Origin of the sequence: Pantoea sp. PNA 14-12 (assembly GCF_004364735.1) — a bacterium.
GTDB classification, from domain to species: domain Bacteria; phylum Pseudomonadota; class Gammaproteobacteria; order Enterobacterales; family Enterobacteriaceae; genus Pantoea; species Pantoea stewartii.
This window is the reverse complement of record NZ_SOAJ01000001.1, coordinates 994,365-1,012,477: the sequence shown is the minus strand read 5'-3', so window position 1 is coordinate 1,012,477 and position 18,113 is coordinate 994,365. Positions and strand designations below refer to the sequence as shown.

The following is an 18,113-nucleotide window of genomic DNA, read 5'->3' as shown; positions in this document are numbered from 1 at the left end:
TGGCGTCTGAAGCGGTATGACACATAACACTTTCTGAATAGTAACGCAGGCAGAGGTGATGAAGGCGTTCCCCTCTCCTGGGTGCCTGATCTCGTTAACAACATTTTCAACCCGTACCCTCGGCTGACCGATAGCGTGAGGGTGCTTATTGCGTACTTTCTGATTAAAGAGGCAACGGAATGGGATCGACAGCATTTTGTAAGAGTTGGGGGGCGGAGTTTCTGGCCGACGGGAGCGTGCGTTTCCGCGTTTGGGCGACCGGCCAGCAGCAGGTCACGCTGCGACTGGGCGGTCAGGATAGTGCCATGACACCCGCCGAAGACGGCTGGTTTGAATATCATGCCAGCGGCATTCAGGCGGGCACAGCGTACAACTTTGTGCTGAACGATGGCACCGTTATCCCCGATCCCGCCTCACGCGCGCAGCAGGATGATGTCAGTGGACCGTCGCTGGTTATCGATCCGACACACTATCGCTGGCAGAACACCGACTGGCGTGGTCGTCCGTGGCAGGAAAGCGTGGTCTATGAAATGCATATCGGCACGTTCACGGAAGAAGGTACTTTCCAGGCCGCAATTAAAAAACTGCCTTATCTGGCTGAGACCGGCATCACCATGATTGAGGTGTTGCCGGTCTCGCAGTTTGGCGGCCAGCGCGGATGGGGCTACGATGGCGTGCTGCTTTACGCACCGCATGCCGCCTACGGTTCGCCCGACGATTTCAAAGCGTTTATTGATGCCGCGCATGGCTATGGCATTGCAGTTGTACTCGACATCGTGCTTAACCACTTTGGTCCGGACGGAAATTATCTGCCGCTGCTGTCACCCGACTTCTTTCACAAAGATCGCATGACGCCGTGGGGCGCGGGTATTGCCTATGATGTTGACGCCGTTCGCCGCTATATCGCGGAAGCGCCCCTTTTCTGGCTGCAAGAGTATTGTCTGGACGGCCTGCGTTTTGATGCCATCGATCAGATTGAGGATATCGCTGACAAACACGTGCTAACGGAGATTGCTGAGCGGATCCGGGCGGACATTCCTGACCGCCAGATTCACCTCACCACCGAAGATTGCCGTAACGTTATTTTCCTGCACCCCAGGACGGAAAACGGCGGCGTGCCGCTGTTTACGGCGGAGTGGAATGACGACTTCCATAATGCCGTGCATGTCTTCGCCACCGGTGAAACGCACGCTTACTACAAAGACTTTGCCGATCAGCCTGAAAAACGCGTGGCGCGCGCGCTGGCCGAGGGCTTTGTCTATCAGGGTGAGGTGTCCGTTCAGTCCGGTGAGAAACGCGGTGTAGACAGCACGGGACAGCCGCCTGTGGCCTTTGTTGATTTTATTCAGAACCACGACCAGGTGGGCAACCGTGCGCAGGGCGAAAGGCTGATTTCGCTGGCCGGCGCTGAACGCACACAGGTGCTACTGGCGACATTACTGTTATCACCGCATATCCCGCTGCTGTTTATGGGGGAAGAGTATGGCGAAACCCACCCTTTCCTGTTCTTTACCGATTTTCATGGCGATCTGGCTAAAGCCGTGCGTGAAGGCCGGGCAAAAGAGTTTGAAGGCCATGCCGGTCATGAGGGCGAAAGCGTGCCCGATCCAAACGACGAAGCGACGTTTGTGCGTTCAAAGCTGGACTGGCGCAAGCTGGAAAATGAGGAAGGCCAACGCTGGCTGACGCTGACCCGGTCACTGCTGGCAATCCGACAGCAGTCCATTGTCCCGCTGCTGGCCACCGCAGGCGGTCACAGCGGTCAGGTGCTGGCGACCGCCGAGGGCTTTGTTGCCGTGAGCTGGACCTTCCCTGCGGGGACACTGGCCATGGCGCTGAACATAGGTGAGCAGGCCCAGCCGCTGCCTGAAATGCCCGGTGAAACCCTCTTTGCCTGGCCGAAAGCGGCCGATCGGTTGCCCCAACATTCCATCGTGGTTCGTCTGGCTGCGGGAGACAGCAAATGAGTATTCCAACCGCTACCTACCGTATTCAGTTTCGTAACGGCATGACGTTTGATCGTGCTGCGGCGCTGGTGCCCTATCTGAAAGACCTGGGCATCAGCCATCTTTATGCCTCGCCCATTTTTACCGCTACAAAGGGATCCACCCACGGCTACGATGTCACCGACGTCAACGCGATCGATCCGTCCATTGGCGGTCGTGCGGGCTTTGATCGTCTGGTCAGCGCCCTGAAAGCCGCCGGACTGGGGTTGATTATTGATATCGTACCCAACCACATGGCGGCCTCGCTGGAAAATGGCTGGTGGCGCGACGTCCTTGAGCATGGTCAGGACAGCCGCTATGCACGTTACTTTGATATTGACTGGTCACGGCGCTTAACGCTGCCGTTCCTGGGCGACGATATCGATACCGTGCTGGAAAATGGCGAGATCAGCGTGAAGCGCGATCCCGATACAGGCAAGCCCGCGCTGGCCTATTTCGAAAGCTATTATCCACTGACCCCGGCAAGCTGGGAAGGTCGTGAAGCGGCGGTGCTCCAGCTCAGCGGCAAAGGCGAACTGGCGGCACTGCATGAGCAGCAGCCCTGGCGGCTGATGTCGTGGCGCGATGCTGCACACGACCTCTCCTATCGTCGCTTTTTCGAGGTCACCGGTTTAGTGGGCGTGCGGGTGGAAGATCCGGCGGTGTTCGAAGATGCGCACCGGCTTATTCTGAGCCTCGTACACAGCGGTGCGGTTGACGGACTGCGCGTTGACCACGTTGACGGGCTGGCCGATCCCAAAGGCTATCTGGAGCAGCTCCGCCAGGCCGCCGGGCCAGATTGTTATCTCACCGTTGAGAAAATCCTGGGCGCCGGAGAACACCTTCCGGCCGACTGGCCCATCTCGGGCACCACGGGCTATGAATTTATCAGCGCGTTGTCTCATGTGCTGGTGGATAATAAAACGCTTGGGTCACTGCGTCAGGCCTGGGAAGACGTCAGCGGCGCTGACGTGCAGATGGAAGAGGAACTGCGTAAAGCGAAATGCCTGATGGCAGACCGTAACTTTGCCGGCGAGTTTTCACGTCTGCTGCAGCTGGCCACGGCTATTGCCGAAGATGAACACGTCGCCGTGCGCCCGGACGATCTGCGCAACGCGCTGCGTGAGCTGCTGGTGGCGTTTCCGGTTTATCGTACCTATGGCAATACGCAGGGCCTGACCGCCGATGACCAGCAACGGTTACAGGCGGTCGCCGCAGACGTCAAGGCATCAGCTCATGCACCGGACAGCCACGCGCTGGATTTCCTGCTGCGCATTATGCAGGGTGATGTGGCGCATGCGGTGACCGGGCAGGCAGACAGCTTCCGTACACGTTTCCAGCAACTGACCGGCCCGCTGATGGCGAAATCCATCGAAGACACGCTGTTTTATCGTCAAAACATGGCGCTGGCGTTGAATGAAGTGGGCGCAGAACCGCTGCAGGCGCAGTTTTCACCGGCGCAGTTTCATGAGGAAATGCAGGACCGCCTTGCGCGCCAGCCCGATGCTCTTTCCGCCAGTTCAACCCATGATACCAAGCGTGGCGAAGATGCCCGTGCCCGTCTCTATACCCTGACAGAAGCACCGCAGCAGTGGGCAGCCTGCGTCGCGCGCTGGCGTGAGCTGAATCGCCCGGCGGTCCGCTCGCTTGCGGAAGGTCCGGCACCCGAAGCCACCGTGGAATGGCTACTCTTTCAGGCACTGGCGGGCGTCTGGCCGCCGACGTTGCAACCGGATGATCGGGCCGGACTGGCCGCCCTGGCCGAGCGCTTTGCCGGCTACGTTGAAAAAGCCCTGCGTGAAGCCAAGCTGCGTACCGACTGGACGGAAAACAATACGGATTACGAACAGGCGGTACTGGATTACGCTCATCATCTGCTCTCCCCTGATAATCAGGCTTTTCTGCAGGATTTTGTCGCCGCATTACAGCCGTTTATTCAGGCCGGGCTGATAAACAGTCTGAGCCAGCGAATCATCAAACTTACCGCACCCGGCGTGCCGGATATTTATCAGGGAAGTGAAGCGCTGGACTTCAGCCTGGTCGATCCGGACAACCGGCGTGAGCCCGATTACGCGGCGCTGGACAAGATGCTGCATGCTGGCATCACCGCGCTGCCCGATACGCCTGAGGGCTGGCTCAGTGGTCACGTGAACCAGTATGCCACGCAGGCCTTGCTGAACGCCCGGCAGTCGCACCCCGCGCTGTTTGCCCGGGGCGCGTACCTGCCGCTGACGGCACAGGGCGCCCATGAGGACGCGCTGCTGGCGTTTGCCCGCACGCAGGGTGACGAGGCGATTATCGTGATTACGCCGCGATTGATTTTTAACACGCTACAGACGCTGACGTCCCCGCCTGCCGGACGCTGGGATGACACCGCGATCCCGCTGCCTGAGGCGCTGGCGCATCGACGCTACCGCGATCTGCTGAGCGGCGAGGAAATCACCCTGACCGACCATATTGCGCTGGACAGATTAAATAACTTTTGGGCACTGGCACTGTTAGCTTGCTAGAAACAGGCTGGTACAAGGACTAAAACGCCGTTACTGGGTTCGTTAATTGAGAGGGACAGATGTCAAATCATCGTTTTGAAATTACGTCGGGATCGGCCCATCAGCTTGGGGCAAATTATGATGGGCAAGGCGTCAACTTTGCGCTGTTTTCTGCGCATGCAGAACGCGTAGAGCTGTGTCTTTATGATCCCAGCGGCAAGCAGGAGATCGCCCGTCTGGAGCTGCCGGAGTTTACGCATGAGATCTGGCACGGTTACGTGCCGGGTTTACAGCCAGGTGCGCTTTATGGCTACCGGGTGTATGGCCCTTACGACCCGGAAAACGGTCACCGATTCAACCCTAACAAATTACTCGTCGATCCGTATGCGCGCGAACTGGCCGGCGATATTGCCTGGAATGAGGCGCACTTCGCATATGATTTGTATCACGACGATAAAGATTTGACGTTTGACGATCGCGACAGTGCGCCTTTTACGCCGAAATGTCGCGTCATCGATCCGAACGAATTTGACTGGCAGGATCAGAACCGGCCGCAGATTCCCTGGTCAGAAACCATCGTTTATGAAACCCATGTGAAAGGCTTCACCCAACTGAACATGGCGTTACCTCCGGAGATGCGCGGCACCTACGATGGCATGAGCCATCAGTCGACGGTGGGCTATATCAAAAGTCTGGGCATTACGTCAGTCGAGTTGCTGCCGGTGCACTGGTTTCCCGACGATCAACACCTGCTGGATAAAGGGCTGAAAAACTTCTGGGGCTATAACTCACTGAACTTTTTTGCCCCGGCCACACGCTATTTCGGCCCGCGTGGAATTCAGGGATTCCGCGATATGGTGCGCGCCTTCCATGATGCCGGTATCGAAGTGATTCTGGACGTGGTTTATAACCACACGGCCGAGGGCAATGAGCTCGGTCCAACCCTGTCGTTTAAGGGCATCGATAACTTCTCCTACTACCGTACATTACCGGACCAGCATCGTTACTACATTAACGACACCGGAACCGGTAACACGGTCAACACCTCGCATCCACGTGTGTTGCAGATGGTCACGGACTCCTTGCGCTACTGGGCAGAATCCATGCATATCGATGGTTTCCGCTTCGATCTGGGTACAATTCTGGGACGTGAACCGGAAGGCTTCGATCCACGCGGCGGCTTCTTCGACGCCATTACTCAGGATCCGCTGCTTTCCCGATTAAAACTGATCGGGGAACCGTGGGACATTGGTCCGGGTGGTTATCAGGTTGGTGGTTTCCCGCCGGGCTGGGCGGAATGGAACGATCAGTATCGCGATACGGTGCGTGATTACTGGAAAGGCAATAATGTCTCTACCGACTTTGCGGCGCGGTTGCTTGGCTCCGGCGATCTGTATGACCAGCGCGGTCGCCGCCCCTGGGCCAGCGTCAATTTTATCACGGCGCATGATGGCTTCACGCTGAACGACCTGGTGTCGTACAACGAGAAGCATAATGCCGATAATGGTGAAGACAATAACGACGGGCATAACGATAACCGTTCGTACAATTATGGCGTTGAGGGGCCGACGGATGACGAAGGCATCAATGCCGTCCGTGAGCGTCAGAAGCGTAACTTCCTGGCCACCCTGTTTTTCTCGCACGGTACGCCCATGCTGCTGGCAGGCGATGAGTTTGGCCGTAGCCAGATGGGCAACAATAACGGCTATTGTCAGGACAGTGAAATTTCCTGGGTTCACTGGGACAATCTGCCCCCTTCCGCCGAAGCGTTACGCGAGTTTACCCGTCACATTATCGCCTTACGTAAAACCCAGCCGTTATTGCGGCGCGAAAGCTGGCGCGATGGCATGGAAATTAAATGGTTCAATGCGGGCGGCGGTCTGCAACAGGCTGAACAGTGGGATGAAGGCTCAACCCTTGGCGTTTATATCGGTCGGCCCGACCTGCAGAATCAGGAAGGAATCTGGTATGACGTGCTGATGTTAATTAATCCTTTCGAGGGTAATGTGCCCTTCCGTATTCCGCAGTTCGGTGACGGCGGCTGGGTGCTGGAGCTGACCACCAGCGATGTGGATAAACGCGGTCTGGTGATTACCAAGGAAAAGGACTTCGAACTGGAAGGCCGCAGTATGGCGCTGTTCAGAAGGCCGTAGGCCGGCGTTAGCGCAACGCGTACCGCGATTGCTCAGGTTAAACTCTGCGCATCCGGACGCGCTGCGCTTGACCTGAGCCTGGTGGCTGCCAGGCTTAAACGCGTATCAACAGAAAAGCAACGCCATTAAGGAGGCAACATGTCCAGATTTACAGGAAAAATCGTTGTAGTGACAGGCGCCGGATCAGGAATTGGCGCAGCGAGTGCAAAACGCTTTGCGGAGGAAGGCGCGTCTGTTGTGCTGGTGGGACGTACCCGGGATAAACTGGAAAAGGTCGCGGCACAACTGTCGGGTCAGGACCATATGGTTGCCGATTGTGATGTCGCTGAAGCCGACCAGGTTCAGGCCCTGGCAAGCCGCGTTGAAGAAAAATATGGCCGCGTTGATGTGCTGGTGAATAACGCCGGGATCATCGTGCAGGGCCGCATTCACGAGATTGAACTCGCTGACTGGAAAAAGCTGATGAGCGTTGATCTCGACGGCGTCTTCCACTGCGTGCACTATTTTATGCCTGCCCTGCTGAAAACCCGGGGCAACGTCGTGAACATTTCGTCAGTATCAGGCCTGGGCGGCGACTGGGGCATGAGTGTGTATAACGCGGCGAAAGGCGCAATCACCAATTTTACCCGCTCACTGGCGATGGACTATGGCACCGATGGCGTGCGGGTCAACGCCATTTGTCCTGGCTTTACGTTTACCGACCTGACCGAAGGCGTTAAGAACGATCAGGCACTGCTTGAACGCTTCTATGACCGTATTCCGCTGCGTCGCGCCGGGGAGCCGGAAGATATCGCTGATGCGATTGCGTTTATTGCCAGCGATGACGCCCGCTACATTACCGGGGCGAATCTGCCTGTCGATGGCGGCCTGACCGCCTCAAACGGTCAGCCTAAACAGGCTTAACCGACTTAAGCAGCTGTTCGCAGCTGCTTTTTTATTGACTGCACGACAGCGCCGCTGCCCGTTATTTCACGGGTTCAGCAACCGCCATTTCAACTTCTGGCATTCACGTCGGGCTGACCGGCGCCCTCCGCCTTCTGACATCATAGTCCCCCTGCTTTATCACGCAGCCTTATTCAGGATGATTTTGGCGTATGTCGTGTCGGCAGCGGACGGCCACGGGAAGTGAGACGGTTGCCGGCTGTGGGACAGACATAGTGGCTCAGACAGACCGTACACAGAATCGCTTCGGGATGATGGATTTTTGCCACTGTCAGCGCCTGCTGACGGCTATACAGTGAACCAATAAATTCCCGGCCACGGCTGTTATAAAGATGAACACAGCCTTCTTTATGAATGATCCATCCGCTTCTGTTGTATGGACACACATAATAGTAGCTTGATTTAAGCATGGTACTGCCCCCGGTAGTTGCTGTATCAATCAGGTGAGAAAAAGCAAAGTATGATTTTATTTAATAATGTAGCGTCATTAACACTAGCTGAGAATTATGCCTAAAACTACGCAGGCAATTATAAAACGGTGGTTTTGAGATTTATTCGCAACCCATCTTCGCCCTTCCGTTAATGTTGTATCAGCATCCTGTTTTACAAAACGGTTTATACGGAAAGTTCGGTTCGCCGTCTTAATCATTACGTTCAGCCTTATCGTCTGGCCTCCCGCTAAGAAAATCATACCAAATCAAGGCACTACCCTTTTTAAATCCCGTGCAGGAGAAGATGAAAGAGAAAATTTGATTACCTCGCGTAACCTGACTGCTGAGGCAGAGAAACCGCTTTATTAACCGTTCATAAACTGCAAAAAAGACACCAGGATTTCCTCGCCGGACGTCGAAGTACTGATATAATGGAAACGATGCGATACCACGCTGGTAAAGAAAAAACCAGAGCAAATCGGTTGATGCCCGACAGCGTGATCTGAACGCTATTAACCCGTCTGTGACAACGGAACCTCACAGGTAAGCACCCTCCTTGCGCCATGCTGGAAAAGCCTGGCTCAAACACATTTTGCAACGGGATTCACGCAGGCTCGGGGCCGCCCGGTCTGGGTTTTGGCAATGTGTGCGGTAAAAAGAACAAGAATCTGGAAGACGTTATGTTGTCGACAATTATCTATCGCAGTCACATCGCTGATCATGTTCCACTGAAAATGCTGGAAGGCCTGGTCGCTAAAGCCAATAAAATTAATGAGTCATCAAGCGTTACCGGCATCTTATTATTTAATGGCACCCATTTTTTTCAGGTTCTTGAAGGTCCAGAGAATGATGTACTGGCGGTTTACGAACGTATCTGCCGTGATACCAGCCACCATAATATTGTGGAATTAATGCGGGATTATGCGCCTTCCCGCCGTTTTGGTAACGTGGGCATGGAGCTGTTTGATCTGCGTGAATACGATAAAACCACTGTACTTAATGCCGTGCTTGAAAAAGGCACAACCAAATATCAGCTGACCTATGAAGACAGAGCGCTTAAATTTTTGCGCACCTTTGTCGAAGCACGGGAAAAAGAGAATTATTTTGAAATTCCCTCAGCGGAAAGCTGGGATTTTATCAGTGATGATGAGGAAGTGCGCGAAGGTGACGACGCGCTGATTAATCACGAAGGCGTCAATTTTGCTTTTCAGGCGATTATCGATCCCCTTGCACGTAAAATCGTCTCGCTGGAAGCCCTGCTTCGGGGCTCGCAGGGCGAAACACAACAGGATTACTTTTCACGCCTCCCGCCGGAGAACATCTACCGCGACGATCTGCAGTCCAAACGCATCGCTTTTGCACAGGCGAAGGCGCTGGGGATAGACGGCATTATGCTGTCAGTCAACCTGTTGCCCATGTCGCTGGTGCTGGTGCCGGATGCCGTAACGTTTCTGCTTACTGAAATCTACGCCCACGATTTGGTTCCTGAGCAGATCGTGGTCGAGTTTACCGAAAATGAAATCATTTCCCGTCCTGACGACTTTGCAGCGGCGCTGAAACAGCTCAAAGCAGCGGGCATCAGCGTGGCACTGGATGATTTTGGCGCGGGCTATGCCGGGCTATCCTTACTGACGCAGATTCAGCCCGACAAAATAAAAATTGATCGCAGCATTATCAGCAATGTGCATAAAAGCGGCCCGAAGCAGGCTATTGTGCACGCTATTTTAGCCTGTTGTTCGTCACTGGAAATTACCGTGATTGCAGAGGGCATTGAACAGCCCGAAGAATGGATGTGGCTGGAAGCCGCCGGCGTTTCACAATTCCAGGGGTTTCTTTTCTCCTGGCCGAAAGTCAACGGCGTCTCCTCTGTTACCTGGCCTGAGTTAAAATAAGACGGTTATCCGCAGGAAAGTGAATTTTTCGTTCTTCCTTGCCGGACTGAAAACGCGCTGCTAAATATTAGAAGCGCGTTTCAGATTGTGTCATCGCATTGCAATAGTCGACGTGCACGCTGTTTTTAAATTATCAAAGATGTTAAGCAGTCAGATGTTCAGTGTTAAAGGCCGAAGTCACGCGCCGTCTTAAGGCGCGCCCCACAGGTACAGCATTTGAGGAACTGAATGAAGCAAATCATCCGCGGTGATAAAGAACCCGTCCATATCGTAGCCGCCTCGCGCGCGCTTGAAGCCCATATGTCCCGCTATGGTGAGGGAAATAAATACCATCCGGTTATCTATTCAATTGCCTATCGCAGCAAATACTACCAGGTTGAAGTCATTACACGACGTGAAACGATCGTCGCCACCGTCATTACCGGCGTGCGTAAACTGACGCACCTGCCCGGCGTGGCCTGATGCTCTTTTACGCGCCTTCTGCTCAGGGGACAAACCTGTCCCCTTTCTCTCAGCGGTAAAAGCGCGGATTCGCCGGATAAATCGCCCCGATGATGCTTTTCTCCCGCGCCCCGGTCACCGCAGGTAAATTGCCCGGCAAACCAGACAGTGTGCGGTAAGCCAGCCAGGCAAATGCCAGCGCTTCCATGTCGTCACCATTAATCCCGACGGTATCGGTTGTCGTGACTTCTGTTCCGGCCAGATGCGCCGCCAGGCGGGCCATCAGCAACGGATTTCGGCTGCCGCCTCCGCATACCAGCAACCGATCGCAGCCATCGTTGAGTTGTACCTGTTGCGCAATGGTCACGGCGGTAAACTCGTTTAGCGTGGCCTGCACATCCTGAGCAGCGATGCCGGGAAAGTGGCGCAAATGCTGTTCAAGCCAGCCCAGATTAAACAGTTCACGTCCGGTACTTTTGGGCGGCACCCGCGCCAGCCAGGGTTCACGCAGTAGCGCTTCCAGTAACGCAGGACTGACCTTACCGCTTCGCGCCCAGTTCGCGTCCTTATCATAGGCTTTCCCCTGATTACGCCATATCCATGCGTCCAGCAGCATATTGCCCGGCCCGGTATCAAAGCCGCGCACGGGCTGCCCCGGAATCAGCAGGGAGAGATTGGCAATACCGCCGATATTCAGCACCATGCGCCGTTCCGTGGCATCCATTAACAGGGCCTGATGAAAGGCAGGCACCAGCGGCGCGCCTTGCCCACCCAGCGCCATATCGCGCCGACGGAAATCCCCGACAACCGTCACGCCTGTTGCCGCCACTATCTGGTTGTTATCGCCAATTTGTAAGGTATTGGGTGCCGCGCTGTGCGGCTCATGCCATACCGTTTGACCGTGACAGCCAATCGCCACCACATCGCTCATCTCCAGCGCCTCGCGCTGCATAAGCGTCAGTACTGCGTCAGCGAATAGCTGGCCCAGTCGCGTGTCCAGTTGCCCCAGTTGCGACAACGTCACTGCCTGGCCCTGACAAATCGCCAGAATGCTCTGGCGCAGATCGGGCGGCATGGGATGGCAATAGCTCGCCTGCTGCGCCACCATATTTTCGTCGATGGCGGCCAGCACGACATCGACCCCATCAAGGCTGGTACCCGACATCACGCCAATGTAGCGTCCTGATTTCATAGCCGTTCCTTTCATCGGGATGAAAAAGTGAATACGCTGCCTGTAGCCTGACAAAATATCGGCCCTGAATCCACGATTACTTTGTTTTAAATCAACAAACTGCCTGGTGGTTAACGTCCCGGGTATTTTTATGATTGATTGAATCATTGTTAAAAATTTGCGGTCTATGCTGTCGACAGCCATGTTTTATTCCGCAGAAGGTTAATTCGCCAGTTTTCTGTCTTATACTGTTTACAGGATTTCGCGATAGAGATGGCGCATTCTTGAATAAAGGAGTTTCAAATGATTAAGCGTTTAATTGTGGTCGCTTTGACTGGTGCGATGCTGGCGGGCTGTAGCAATACCGATACGTTATCGGGCGATACCTACAGTGCCAGTGAGGCCAAGCAGGTACAAAGTGTTTCTTACGGTACCTTAGTCTCAGTTCGCCCGGTTAAAATCCAGGGTGGAGACGACAGCAACATCATTGGGGCCATTGGCGGCGCCGTACTGGGTGGATTCCTGGGTAATACCATCGGCGGTGGTGCAGGACGTAGCCTGGCAACAGCGGGAGGCGCGGTGCTGGGTGGCGTTGCAGGTCAGGGCGTACAAGGCGCAATGAACAAAACTGACGGCGTTGAGCTGGAAATCCGTAAGGATGACGGCAACACCATTATGGTGGTGCAGAAACAGGCAGCCAGCCGTTACTCAGTCGGACAACGTGTTGCGTTGGCCACCGACGGTAGTCAGGTTACCGTTTCTCCGCGTTAACGCAGTGACCAACCGACGCCGGTGCCGGTCGCACTGCGCGTCGGTCTTATTTCTCTTTGTTTTGCAGTTCGAGAATATTCTTTTCAAGACGCGCAATCAGCGTCACCATCTGGTTGATTTCGTCGCGGCTGATACCGGAGAGAATGTCATCCCGGGTAATATCAATCACGTGTTCAACCTGCTGAATGACTGGCTCTGCCTGTTGTGTCAGCTTAATGCGTTTGGCCCGGCGATCGTGGGCGCAAGTGGTCCGGGTAATCAGCCCTTTCTCCTCAAGTTGATCCAGGGTTCTGACCAGAGAAGGCTGCTCGATACCAATGGCTTTCGCTAACTGGATTTGCGACTGCTCAGGCGGCAGTTGATGGATATTGTGCAGTGTTACCCAGTGCGTTTGAGTCAGCTCTAACGGCTTCAAACGTTGATCAATCAGTGCTCGCCAGATTCGCACCAGCCTGGACAGATCCGTGCCGAGAGGGGTATCCATGCTATCTCCTTATAATGTATGTACGCAGCTATCAAGCTGCATTGTATAGCATTTTGCAAGCCCGAAGTTTAAATTACAAATAACCAAGTGAACAGTTTCGGCTGAAATTGTTTCACGCACAGGTTCCAGGATACTGCACTGCAATGGATATCATTCGCCAAGGATTTTTCAGCATCAGCCCGCTTTCCGAATTGATTTTCGGCGCCTCACTCTATTTCCCTCCCCTGTTTAAAGCGGTGCTGGCCGGTTTTGTTCTCTGGTTATTTATCCACCCGCTTCTGCGCGGCTGGCTTGCGTCGGGTGAGGTCTGGCATCCCACCTTGTTCGATCTCTCGCTGTTTGTGTTGTGTGTAACAGGCGCACTCTGGTTAATGGCGCACGGATGAAAAAGATGAACCTTTCAGGATTAAAGTACTTTTCTACGTTGATTGTTTTCACGCTGGCGCTTCTCAGCGCCTGGTGGGCCTGGAACTACTACATGCAGTCACCGTGGACGCGCGACGGCAAAGTACGTGCCGAGCTGGTCACGATCACCCCGCAAATTTCGGGACGGATCACGGCACTGAACGTGGTCGATAATCAGTTTGTACATAAAGGGGATCGGTTACTGACGCTGGATCCTGTGCCCTGGCAAATCGCTCTGCATAAAGCCGACGCACAGCTGAGCCAGGCGCAGGCCGATATGGCGAAAGCCCAAAATGAATTCAACCGGCGCAGTAAACTGCCGCGCAATACCATCTCGGGCGAAGATCTGGATGTCGCCCGACTGAATGCAGCGGCGGCGCAGGCCAACGTCAAGGCCGCGCAGGCCGCGCGTGAACAGGCCGCATGGAATTTACAGCAAACCACCGTGAACGCCCCCACGGACGGTTGGGTCAGCAATCTGACACTACGTCCCGGCAATTTCGCCACGGCTGGCACTCCGCTTTTTGCGCTGGTGGACAGTCACGCTTTTTATGTCGTGGGCTACTTTGAAGAGACCAAATTGCGCCATATTCGTCCGGGTGCGGCCGCTCAGGTGACGCTCTACAGTACGGGCCGGCAGTTATCCGGTCAGGTTGAGAGCATAGGGCGCGCGATTTACGATCAGAGTCTGGACGCCGACAGTGGGCTGCTGCCCGATATCAAACCGAACGTGCCCTGGGTGCGCCTTGCTCAACGTGTTCCTGTACGCATTCGTCTCGCTGCTCTCCCGGATAACGCTCTGTTAATCGCCGGTACGACCTGCACGATTACGATACAACCATGAACCTCAACGGACTGGCCTGGCAAAACCTGCCCTGGCTGAAAGCGGACAGCAATCAGTGGCGTTATGCTCTGCGTAACGCGGCTGCCATGTGCCTGGCCCTGAGCATTGCCTATGGACTGGATCTTAACGAACCCTACTGGGCCATGACCTCCGCTGCGGTGGTAAGCTTCCCGACAATCGGCGGTGTGATCAGTAAGAGTCTGGGACGTATTGTTGGAAGCCTGCTGGGGGCAACGGCCGCCTTGCTGATTGCGGGCCATACGCTTAATGAACCCTGGCTGTTTGCCTTTTTTATCGCAGGCTGGCTGGCGCTGTGTACCTGGGTGGCCAACCACTATCAAAATAATGTCGCCTATGGGTTTTCGCTGGCCGGGTACACTGCGGCGATCATTGCCTTCAGCTGTGTCAATCTGACCGATATCAGTGGCCTGTGGGACATTGCCCAGGCGCGCGTCTGTGAGGTGATTTCCGGGCTGCTCTGTGCGGGTTTAATGATGATGATCCTGCCCAGTACGTCAGACGGTGAAGCCCTGATCACCGCCCTGAAGCAGATGCACACGCGTCTGCTGGATCACGCCACGCTGCTCTTGCAGGACACCCGGAACGACGAGATCCGTCACGCTCACGAAGCGGTGATTGGCCAGATCCTGACCATGAATTTATTGCGTATCCAGGCATTCTGGAGCCATTACCGCTTTCGTCGCCAAAATAACGTTCTGAACTATATCCTGCATCAGCAGCTTCGTCTGACCAGCGTCCTGTCCAGCCTGCGGCGCATGCTGCTGAACTGGCCAGACGCGCCGGAAGCGCTGTATCTGGCCTTAACACGCATTACGCAGGAGCTGGCAAAACCGGACTGTGATAAGTACCGGCTGGCAGCCTTGTTACGCAGCATCACCCCTGCCAGCGATGGTGATTACCGGCAACGGGCGTTTTGTCAGCGGCTGCGCTACTTCTGCTGGATGTATCTCAATGTGTTGCGCTGGATAAGGCAACTGGAACAGGCTGATGCCGATACCCGCTTTCAACCGCCTGCAGTGTCTGCGCTGGCCAGCGAAAGTGACAGCGCCGAAGCCGGCTGGAGTGCGCTACGAACATTCAGCATCATCGTGGCAGGCTGCGCATTCTGGATCGCGACACAATGGACCTCGGGTGCCTCGGCCCTGACGTTTACGGCGATTGCCTGTGTCCTTTACGCCTCGGCCCCTTCGCCCACAGGCAGCATTACGCTGTTACTGAAAACGTTGCTCTGGCTGTTTGCTTTTAGCGTGCTGTTTAAATTTGGTGTGATGGTGCAGTTTAATCAGCTGTGGCAACTGCTGGCCATCCTGTTTCCGCTGCTGCTGACGCTACAACTGTTCCGGGTACAGCAAAAACAGCGGGCGGCGATGTGGGGCCAGTTTATTGTTTTTCTGGGGTCGTTTCTGGCCGTCACCAATCCGCCCGACTGGGATTATCAGGGGTTCGTGAACGATAACATAGCGAAAGTCTGCGGTGTGCTGCTGGCCTGGCTGGCTTTCCAGATCCTGCGTCCCAGCTCCGATTCACGCCGCAGCCGTCGCCATATCCAGGCGTTGAGGCTGGCGTTTCTGGATCAGCTTCGTCAGCATCCCCACCGGGATCAGAACCGTTTTGAGTCGCTGATTTATCATAAAATTGGTCAACTCAGTAACAGTAAAGATGAAACGGCGCGCGTCTGGCTACTGCGTTGGGGCGTCGTTCTGCTTAACTGTTCCCATCTCGTCTGGCAACTGCGTGACTGGCAAACAGACACCCCGATACTGAACCAGTACCGGAGCGAAGCATTGCACAATCTGCAGAATATTATGAGCTTACACGGTGTGCAGCATCGCCACCTGGACACCGCGCTGGACGCGCTTCAGGGCCTCACAGAAGAGGCGCTTAGTGTCAACAGTGCCGACGCCAGCACCCTGGCCGGCCTGCTGTGGCGGTTGCGCTGTTCACTGGCGCAGCTGAAACAGGCGATTCCCGACTGATTACTGGCAATACTGCTGGTGCTGCCGGTTAAAATCATCCTGAAGTTGCTGAACGGTTTTTTGCCCTTCGAACCGGGTTTTATCGGCTTCGGAAACAGGCTCAATCACCAGGGCTTTTTCGTCGGGTGAATAGATAAAACGCCGGTAAATCATCGACCCCGTAAAACTTTTGCCCAGGATGCCACCACAAATCATTGTCGTGTTATGCCGGTAAATGGTGGTATCCGTGAAATTGGTTTCCGTGGCGCTGCGCAGAACATTCTGGCAATGCTGCGCTTCAAGCTTTTGCCGCACATCCCGACTGAGCCGTTCACGGCCCTTCGCAATCTCTTCGCAGCGAAGGCGTGCTGAACTGGTATCAATGGTGCGCTGCAGTTCACGTCCTGTTTCTGTGATCAGTTGCGTATCATTGGGTTTATCGCATCCTGCCAGCAACAGACACAGTAGCCAGGCGCCCTTCCATTTCATTTGCACTGCTCCTCAGTTTGTCAGGCTTTGTAACGGGAATCAGTATCATAGGGGGGAATAAGACGATGATGCTACAACAAATTGTCAACAAGCGAAAAGCCGTGATGGCGGCAAAATCTGCCGCCATCAGCGACACTCAGCGTCAGATAACACCGCAGGCAAACCGTGCCCCGCCACCGCCCAAAGGTTGTGGGTGATCCGCATGGTTATCCCCGCCCACATGCACCATCAACGCTTTGCCTTTCACCTCGCTCAGCGTTTTAATGCGCGGTGCCAGCACCGGATAGGTGGCTTTACCCTGCGCATCGACATAGAGCGCAGGCAGGTCGCCTAAATGGCCCTCAGCATAGGGCCCCAGGTGCTTGTCGGTGTTCGCCGGATCAAGATGCCCCCCTGCCGCCCCCGCGGCCACCCTTTTTCCTTCCGATTCGCCGGGTTCACAGCTGCCTTTCGCATGGACATGAAAACCGTGAATGCCCGGCTTCAGTCCTTCCAGCATGGGCGTCAGTTGCAAACCGTATTGCGTCTCTTCAATATTTACCGTGCCGATGGCATTGCCGATTCCCTGCGCCGAAACGGCATGAATTGTCACCTGTTCGCTGGCCGCCTGCGCGGCACCGCAGGCTAACAGCGTCGCTATCGCAATTGCGTTCACTTTCATTGTGGCTCCTTTTTGCTCTGGGGTTCAGCTTAAGCCTGGCCCCGTAGCGCAAAGATTGCCGCAAATTGACGAATGTTTACGCTCAGGGCACGTCATAGCCCAGTGCGGCTTTGCGGATGCGGAACCACTGCTGCCGACTGAGCGTCAGCCCGGCCGCCCCTGCCGCTTCTGTAATGCGATGGGTTTTGCCTGACCCGATGATGGGCAAGGGTTTACTCGGCAGACGCATCACCCAGGCATAGACGACCTGCTCAAGGCTTGATGCCCCGATCTCCTGACGAATGGCTTCCAGCTCGTCGCGCAGCGGCTGAAAATGCGGATCGCTGAACAGACGTCCGCCCCCCAGGCACGACCAGGCCATTGGGCGCAAACGCTGCTGCTGGCAGTGATCGAGCGATCCATCAAGCAGAACATGTTGCTGAACGGGTGAGATCTCAAGCTGGTTGGTCACGAGGCTAAACGGCAAACGAGACTGCAGCAGGGCAAACTGCGAGGGGGTAAAATTGGACACGCCAAAATGCAACACTTTGCCTGCCTGATGCAGGTGCAGAAAGGCTTCGGCAACCTCATCGGCCGCCATGAGCGGGTCGGGGCGATGAATCAACAGCAGATCAAGGCGATCGGTATTGAAATGTCCCAGCGAGCGTTCGGCACTGGCCACAATATGCGCTTTTTCCGTAATGTAATGGCCAATCTGGTGTTCAGGTTTTGCGCGGGTCGCGATACCGCACTTGGTGACGATCTGCAGCCGATCACGTAATCCCGGGGCCTGTCTGAGCGCCTCACCAAATGCGGCCTCACAGCGGTAATCACCATAAATGTCGGCATGATCGACCGTCGAAATGCCCAGTGAAAGATGGTGCTCAATAAACCCCACCAGCTGCTGTGGTGTCATGCCCCATTCCATCAAACGCCAATAGCCCATAATCAGCGGTGAAAAGTCGGGGCCCTGTGGCGCGATGGCTTGCGGTTGTAGCAT

At 55.2% G+C, this 18,113-nt stretch carries 16 protein-coding genes; 10 read left to right on the top strand and 6 right to left on the bottom strand.

What is annotated here, in order from left to right; translation table 11 throughout:
* Positions 1 to 179 precede the first annotated feature (179 nt).
* The 4 genes from treZ (at position 180) to C7434_RS04865 (ending at position 7,530) form a co-directional block, all read left to right on the top strand.
* The gene (treZ, locus tag C7434_RS04880; protein WP_133745200.1) at positions 180 to 1,967 is read left to right on the top strand and encodes a malto-oligosyltrehalose trehalohydrolase; all 1,788 of its coding nucleotides are present in this window, start codon (positions 180 to 182) and stop codon (positions 1,965 to 1,967) included.
* Complete coding sequence (gene treY / locus C7434_RS04875) at positions 1,964 to 4,495, top strand: malto-oligosyltrehalose synthase (RefSeq protein ID WP_133745199.1); 2,532 nt, start codon at positions 1,964 to 1,966, stop codon at positions 4,493 to 4,495. The genes treZ and treY overlap by 4 nt, the downstream gene beginning before the upstream one ends.
* 59 nt (positions 4,496 to 4,554) lie before the next feature.
* Entirely contained in the window at positions 4,555 to 6,627 is a 2,073-nt protein-coding gene (gene glgX, locus C7434_RS04870; protein ID WP_033741181.1) for a glycogen debranching protein GlgX, read from the top strand.
* A 138-nt stretch (positions 6,628 to 6,765) separates the two neighbouring features.
* Positions 6,766 to 7,530: an SDR family oxidoreductase gene (locus C7434_RS04865; RefSeq protein WP_033741178.1), complete on the top strand. Its 765-nt coding sequence runs from the start codon at positions 6,766 to 6,768 to the stop codon at positions 7,528 to 7,530.
* Between the two features lie 173 nt (positions 7,531 to 7,703).
* Here C7434_RS04865 and C7434_RS04860 read toward each other — a convergent pair whose 3' ends face one another.
* Entirely contained in the window at positions 7,704 to 7,979 is a 276-nt protein-coding gene (locus C7434_RS04860) for a hypothetical protein (RefSeq protein WP_033741176.1), read from the bottom strand.
* 701 nt (positions 7,980 to 8,680) lie between these two features.
* On the opposite strand from C7434_RS04860, the gene C7434_RS04855 reads away from it, so the two are divergent.
* Complete coding sequence (locus tag C7434_RS04855; protein WP_006119001.1) at positions 8,681 to 9,892, top strand: diguanylate phosphodiesterase; 1,212 nt, start codon at positions 8,681 to 8,683, stop codon at positions 9,890 to 9,892.
* Positions 9,893 to 10,120: 228 nt separating this feature from the next.
* Complete coding sequence (locus C7434_RS04850) at positions 10,121 to 10,354, top strand: DUF4060 family protein (RefSeq protein WP_006119000.1); 234 nt, start codon at positions 10,121 to 10,123, stop codon at positions 10,352 to 10,354.
* A gap of 49 nt (positions 10,355 to 10,403) precedes the next feature.
* On the opposite strand, the gene anmK is transcribed toward C7434_RS04850, so the two are convergent.
* Positions 10,404 to 11,525, bottom strand: a complete 1,122-nt coding sequence (anmK, locus tag C7434_RS04845; protein WP_006118999.1) for an anhydro-N-acetylmuramic acid kinase — start codon at positions 11,523 to 11,525, stop codon at positions 10,404 to 10,406.
* A 282-nt stretch (positions 11,526 to 11,807) separates the two neighbouring features.
* On the opposite strand from anmK, the gene slyB reads away from it, so the two are divergent.
* Positions 11,808 to 12,275, top strand: a complete 468-nt coding sequence (gene slyB / locus C7434_RS04840) for an outer membrane lipoprotein SlyB (protein WP_006118998.1) — start codon at positions 11,808 to 11,810, stop codon at positions 12,273 to 12,275.
* A gap of 46 nt (positions 12,276 to 12,321) precedes the next feature.
* Here slyB and slyA read toward each other — a convergent pair whose 3' ends face one another.
* Positions 12,322 to 12,759 carry a transcriptional regulator SlyA gene (gene slyA, locus C7434_RS04835; RefSeq protein ID WP_006118997.1) on the bottom strand — a complete coding sequence of 146 codons (438 nt, stop codon included), beginning with the start codon at positions 12,757 to 12,759 and terminating at the stop codon, positions 12,322 to 12,324.
* A gap of 143 nt (positions 12,760 to 12,902) precedes the next feature.
* Here slyA and C7434_RS04830 point away from each other — a divergent pair, with 143 nt between their 5' ends.
* From C7434_RS04830 to C7434_RS04820, 3 genes are read left to right on the top strand one after another with little or no spacing between them, the layout of a single operon-like run.
* Positions 12,903 to 13,145 carry a DUF1656 domain-containing protein gene (locus tag C7434_RS04830; RefSeq protein ID WP_006118996.1) on the top strand — a complete coding sequence of 81 codons (243 nt, stop codon included), beginning with the start codon at positions 12,903 to 12,905 and terminating at the stop codon, positions 13,143 to 13,145.
* Positions 13,146 to 13,150: 5 nt separating this feature from the next.
* Positions 13,151 to 14,008: an HlyD family secretion protein gene (locus tag C7434_RS04825; RefSeq protein WP_203232187.1), complete on the top strand. Its 858-nt coding sequence runs from the start codon at positions 13,151 to 13,153 to the stop codon at positions 14,006 to 14,008.
* Positions 14,005 to 16,005 carry an FUSC family protein gene (locus C7434_RS04820; protein WP_033741171.1) on the top strand — a complete coding sequence of 667 codons (2,001 nt, stop codon included), beginning with the start codon at positions 14,005 to 14,007 and terminating at the stop codon, positions 16,003 to 16,005. Before C7434_RS04825 ends, C7434_RS04820 begins: the two co-directional genes overlap by 4 nt.
* Here the strand turns inward: C7434_RS04820 and C7434_RS04815 are convergent, their stop codons facing one another.
* The 3 genes from C7434_RS04815 to C7434_RS04805 form a co-directional block, all read right to left on the bottom strand.
* Positions 16,006 to 16,473 (bottom strand): hypothetical protein, encoded by a 468-nt coding sequence (locus C7434_RS04815; RefSeq protein ID WP_039340576.1) that lies wholly within the window; start codon positions 16,471 to 16,473, stop codon positions 16,006 to 16,008.
* Between the two features lie 142 nt (positions 16,474 to 16,615).
* The gene (gene sodC / locus C7434_RS04810) at positions 16,616 to 17,134 is read right to left on the bottom strand and encodes a superoxide dismutase family protein (RefSeq protein ID WP_033741169.1); all 519 of its coding nucleotides are present in this window, start codon (positions 17,132 to 17,134) and stop codon (positions 16,616 to 16,618) included.
* Positions 17,135 to 17,216: 82 nt separating this feature from the next.
* Positions 17,217 to 18,113, bottom strand: a complete 897-nt coding sequence (locus tag C7434_RS04805; protein WP_033741168.1) for an aldo/keto reductase family oxidoreductase — start codon at positions 18,111 to 18,113, stop codon at positions 17,217 to 17,219.

What these genes read in the sequence shown, in the direction of transcription:
- treZ (WP_133745200.1), top strand. Translation starts at nt 180, where the DNA reads ATGGGATCGACAGCATTTTGTAAGAGTTGGGGGGCGGAGTTTCTGGCC.
- C7434_RS04815 (WP_039340576.1), bottom strand. Translation starts at nt 16,473, where the DNA reads ATGAAATGGAAGGGCGCCTGGCTACTGTGTCTGTTGCTGGCAGGATGC.
- C7434_RS04865 (WP_033741178.1), top strand. Translation starts at nt 6,766, where the DNA reads ATGTCCAGATTTACAGGAAAAATCGTTGTAGTGACAGGCGCCGGATCA.
- glgX (WP_033741181.1), top strand. Translation starts at nt 4,555, where the DNA reads ATGTCAAATCATCGTTTTGAAATTACGTCGGGATCGGCCCATCAGCTT.
- sodC (WP_033741169.1), bottom strand. Translation starts at nt 17,134, where the DNA reads ATGAAAGTGAACGCAATTGCGATAGCGACGCTGTTAGCCTGCGGTGCC.
- anmK (WP_006118999.1), bottom strand. Translation starts at nt 11,525, where the DNA reads ATGAAATCAGGACGCTACATTGGCGTGATGTCGGGTACCAGCCTTGAT.
- C7434_RS04860 (WP_033741176.1), bottom strand. Translation starts at nt 7,979, where the DNA reads ATGCTTAAATCAAGCTACTATTATGTGTGTCCATACAACAGAAGCGGA.
- C7434_RS04825 (WP_203232187.1), top strand. Translation starts at nt 13,151, where the DNA reads ATGAACCTTTCAGGATTAAAGTACTTTTCTACGTTGATTGTTTTCACG.
- slyB (WP_006118998.1), top strand. Translation starts at nt 11,808, where the DNA reads ATGATTAAGCGTTTAATTGTGGTCGCTTTGACTGGTGCGATGCTGGCG.
- C7434_RS04850 (WP_006119000.1), top strand. Translation starts at nt 10,121, where the DNA reads ATGAAGCAAATCATCCGCGGTGATAAAGAACCCGTCCATATCGTAGCC.
- C7434_RS04855 (WP_006119001.1), top strand. Translation starts at nt 8,681, where the DNA reads ATGTTGTCGACAATTATCTATCGCAGTCACATCGCTGATCATGTTCCA.
- C7434_RS04830 (WP_006118996.1), top strand. Translation starts at nt 12,903, where the DNA reads ATGGATATCATTCGCCAAGGATTTTTCAGCATCAGCCCGCTTTCCGAA.
- slyA (WP_006118997.1), bottom strand. Translation starts at nt 12,759, where the DNA reads ATGGATACCCCTCTCGGCACGGATCTGTCCAGGCTGGTGCGAATCTGG.
- C7434_RS04805 (WP_033741168.1), bottom strand. Translation starts at nt 18,113, where the DNA reads ATGCTACAACCGCAAGCCATCGCGCCACAGGGCCCCGACTTTTCACCG.
- C7434_RS04820 (WP_033741171.1), top strand. Translation starts at nt 14,005, where the DNA reads ATGAACCTCAACGGACTGGCCTGGCAAAACCTGCCCTGGCTGAAAGCG.
- treY (WP_133745199.1), top strand. Translation starts at nt 1,964, where the DNA reads ATGAGTATTCCAACCGCTACCTACCGTATTCAGTTTCGTAACGGCATG.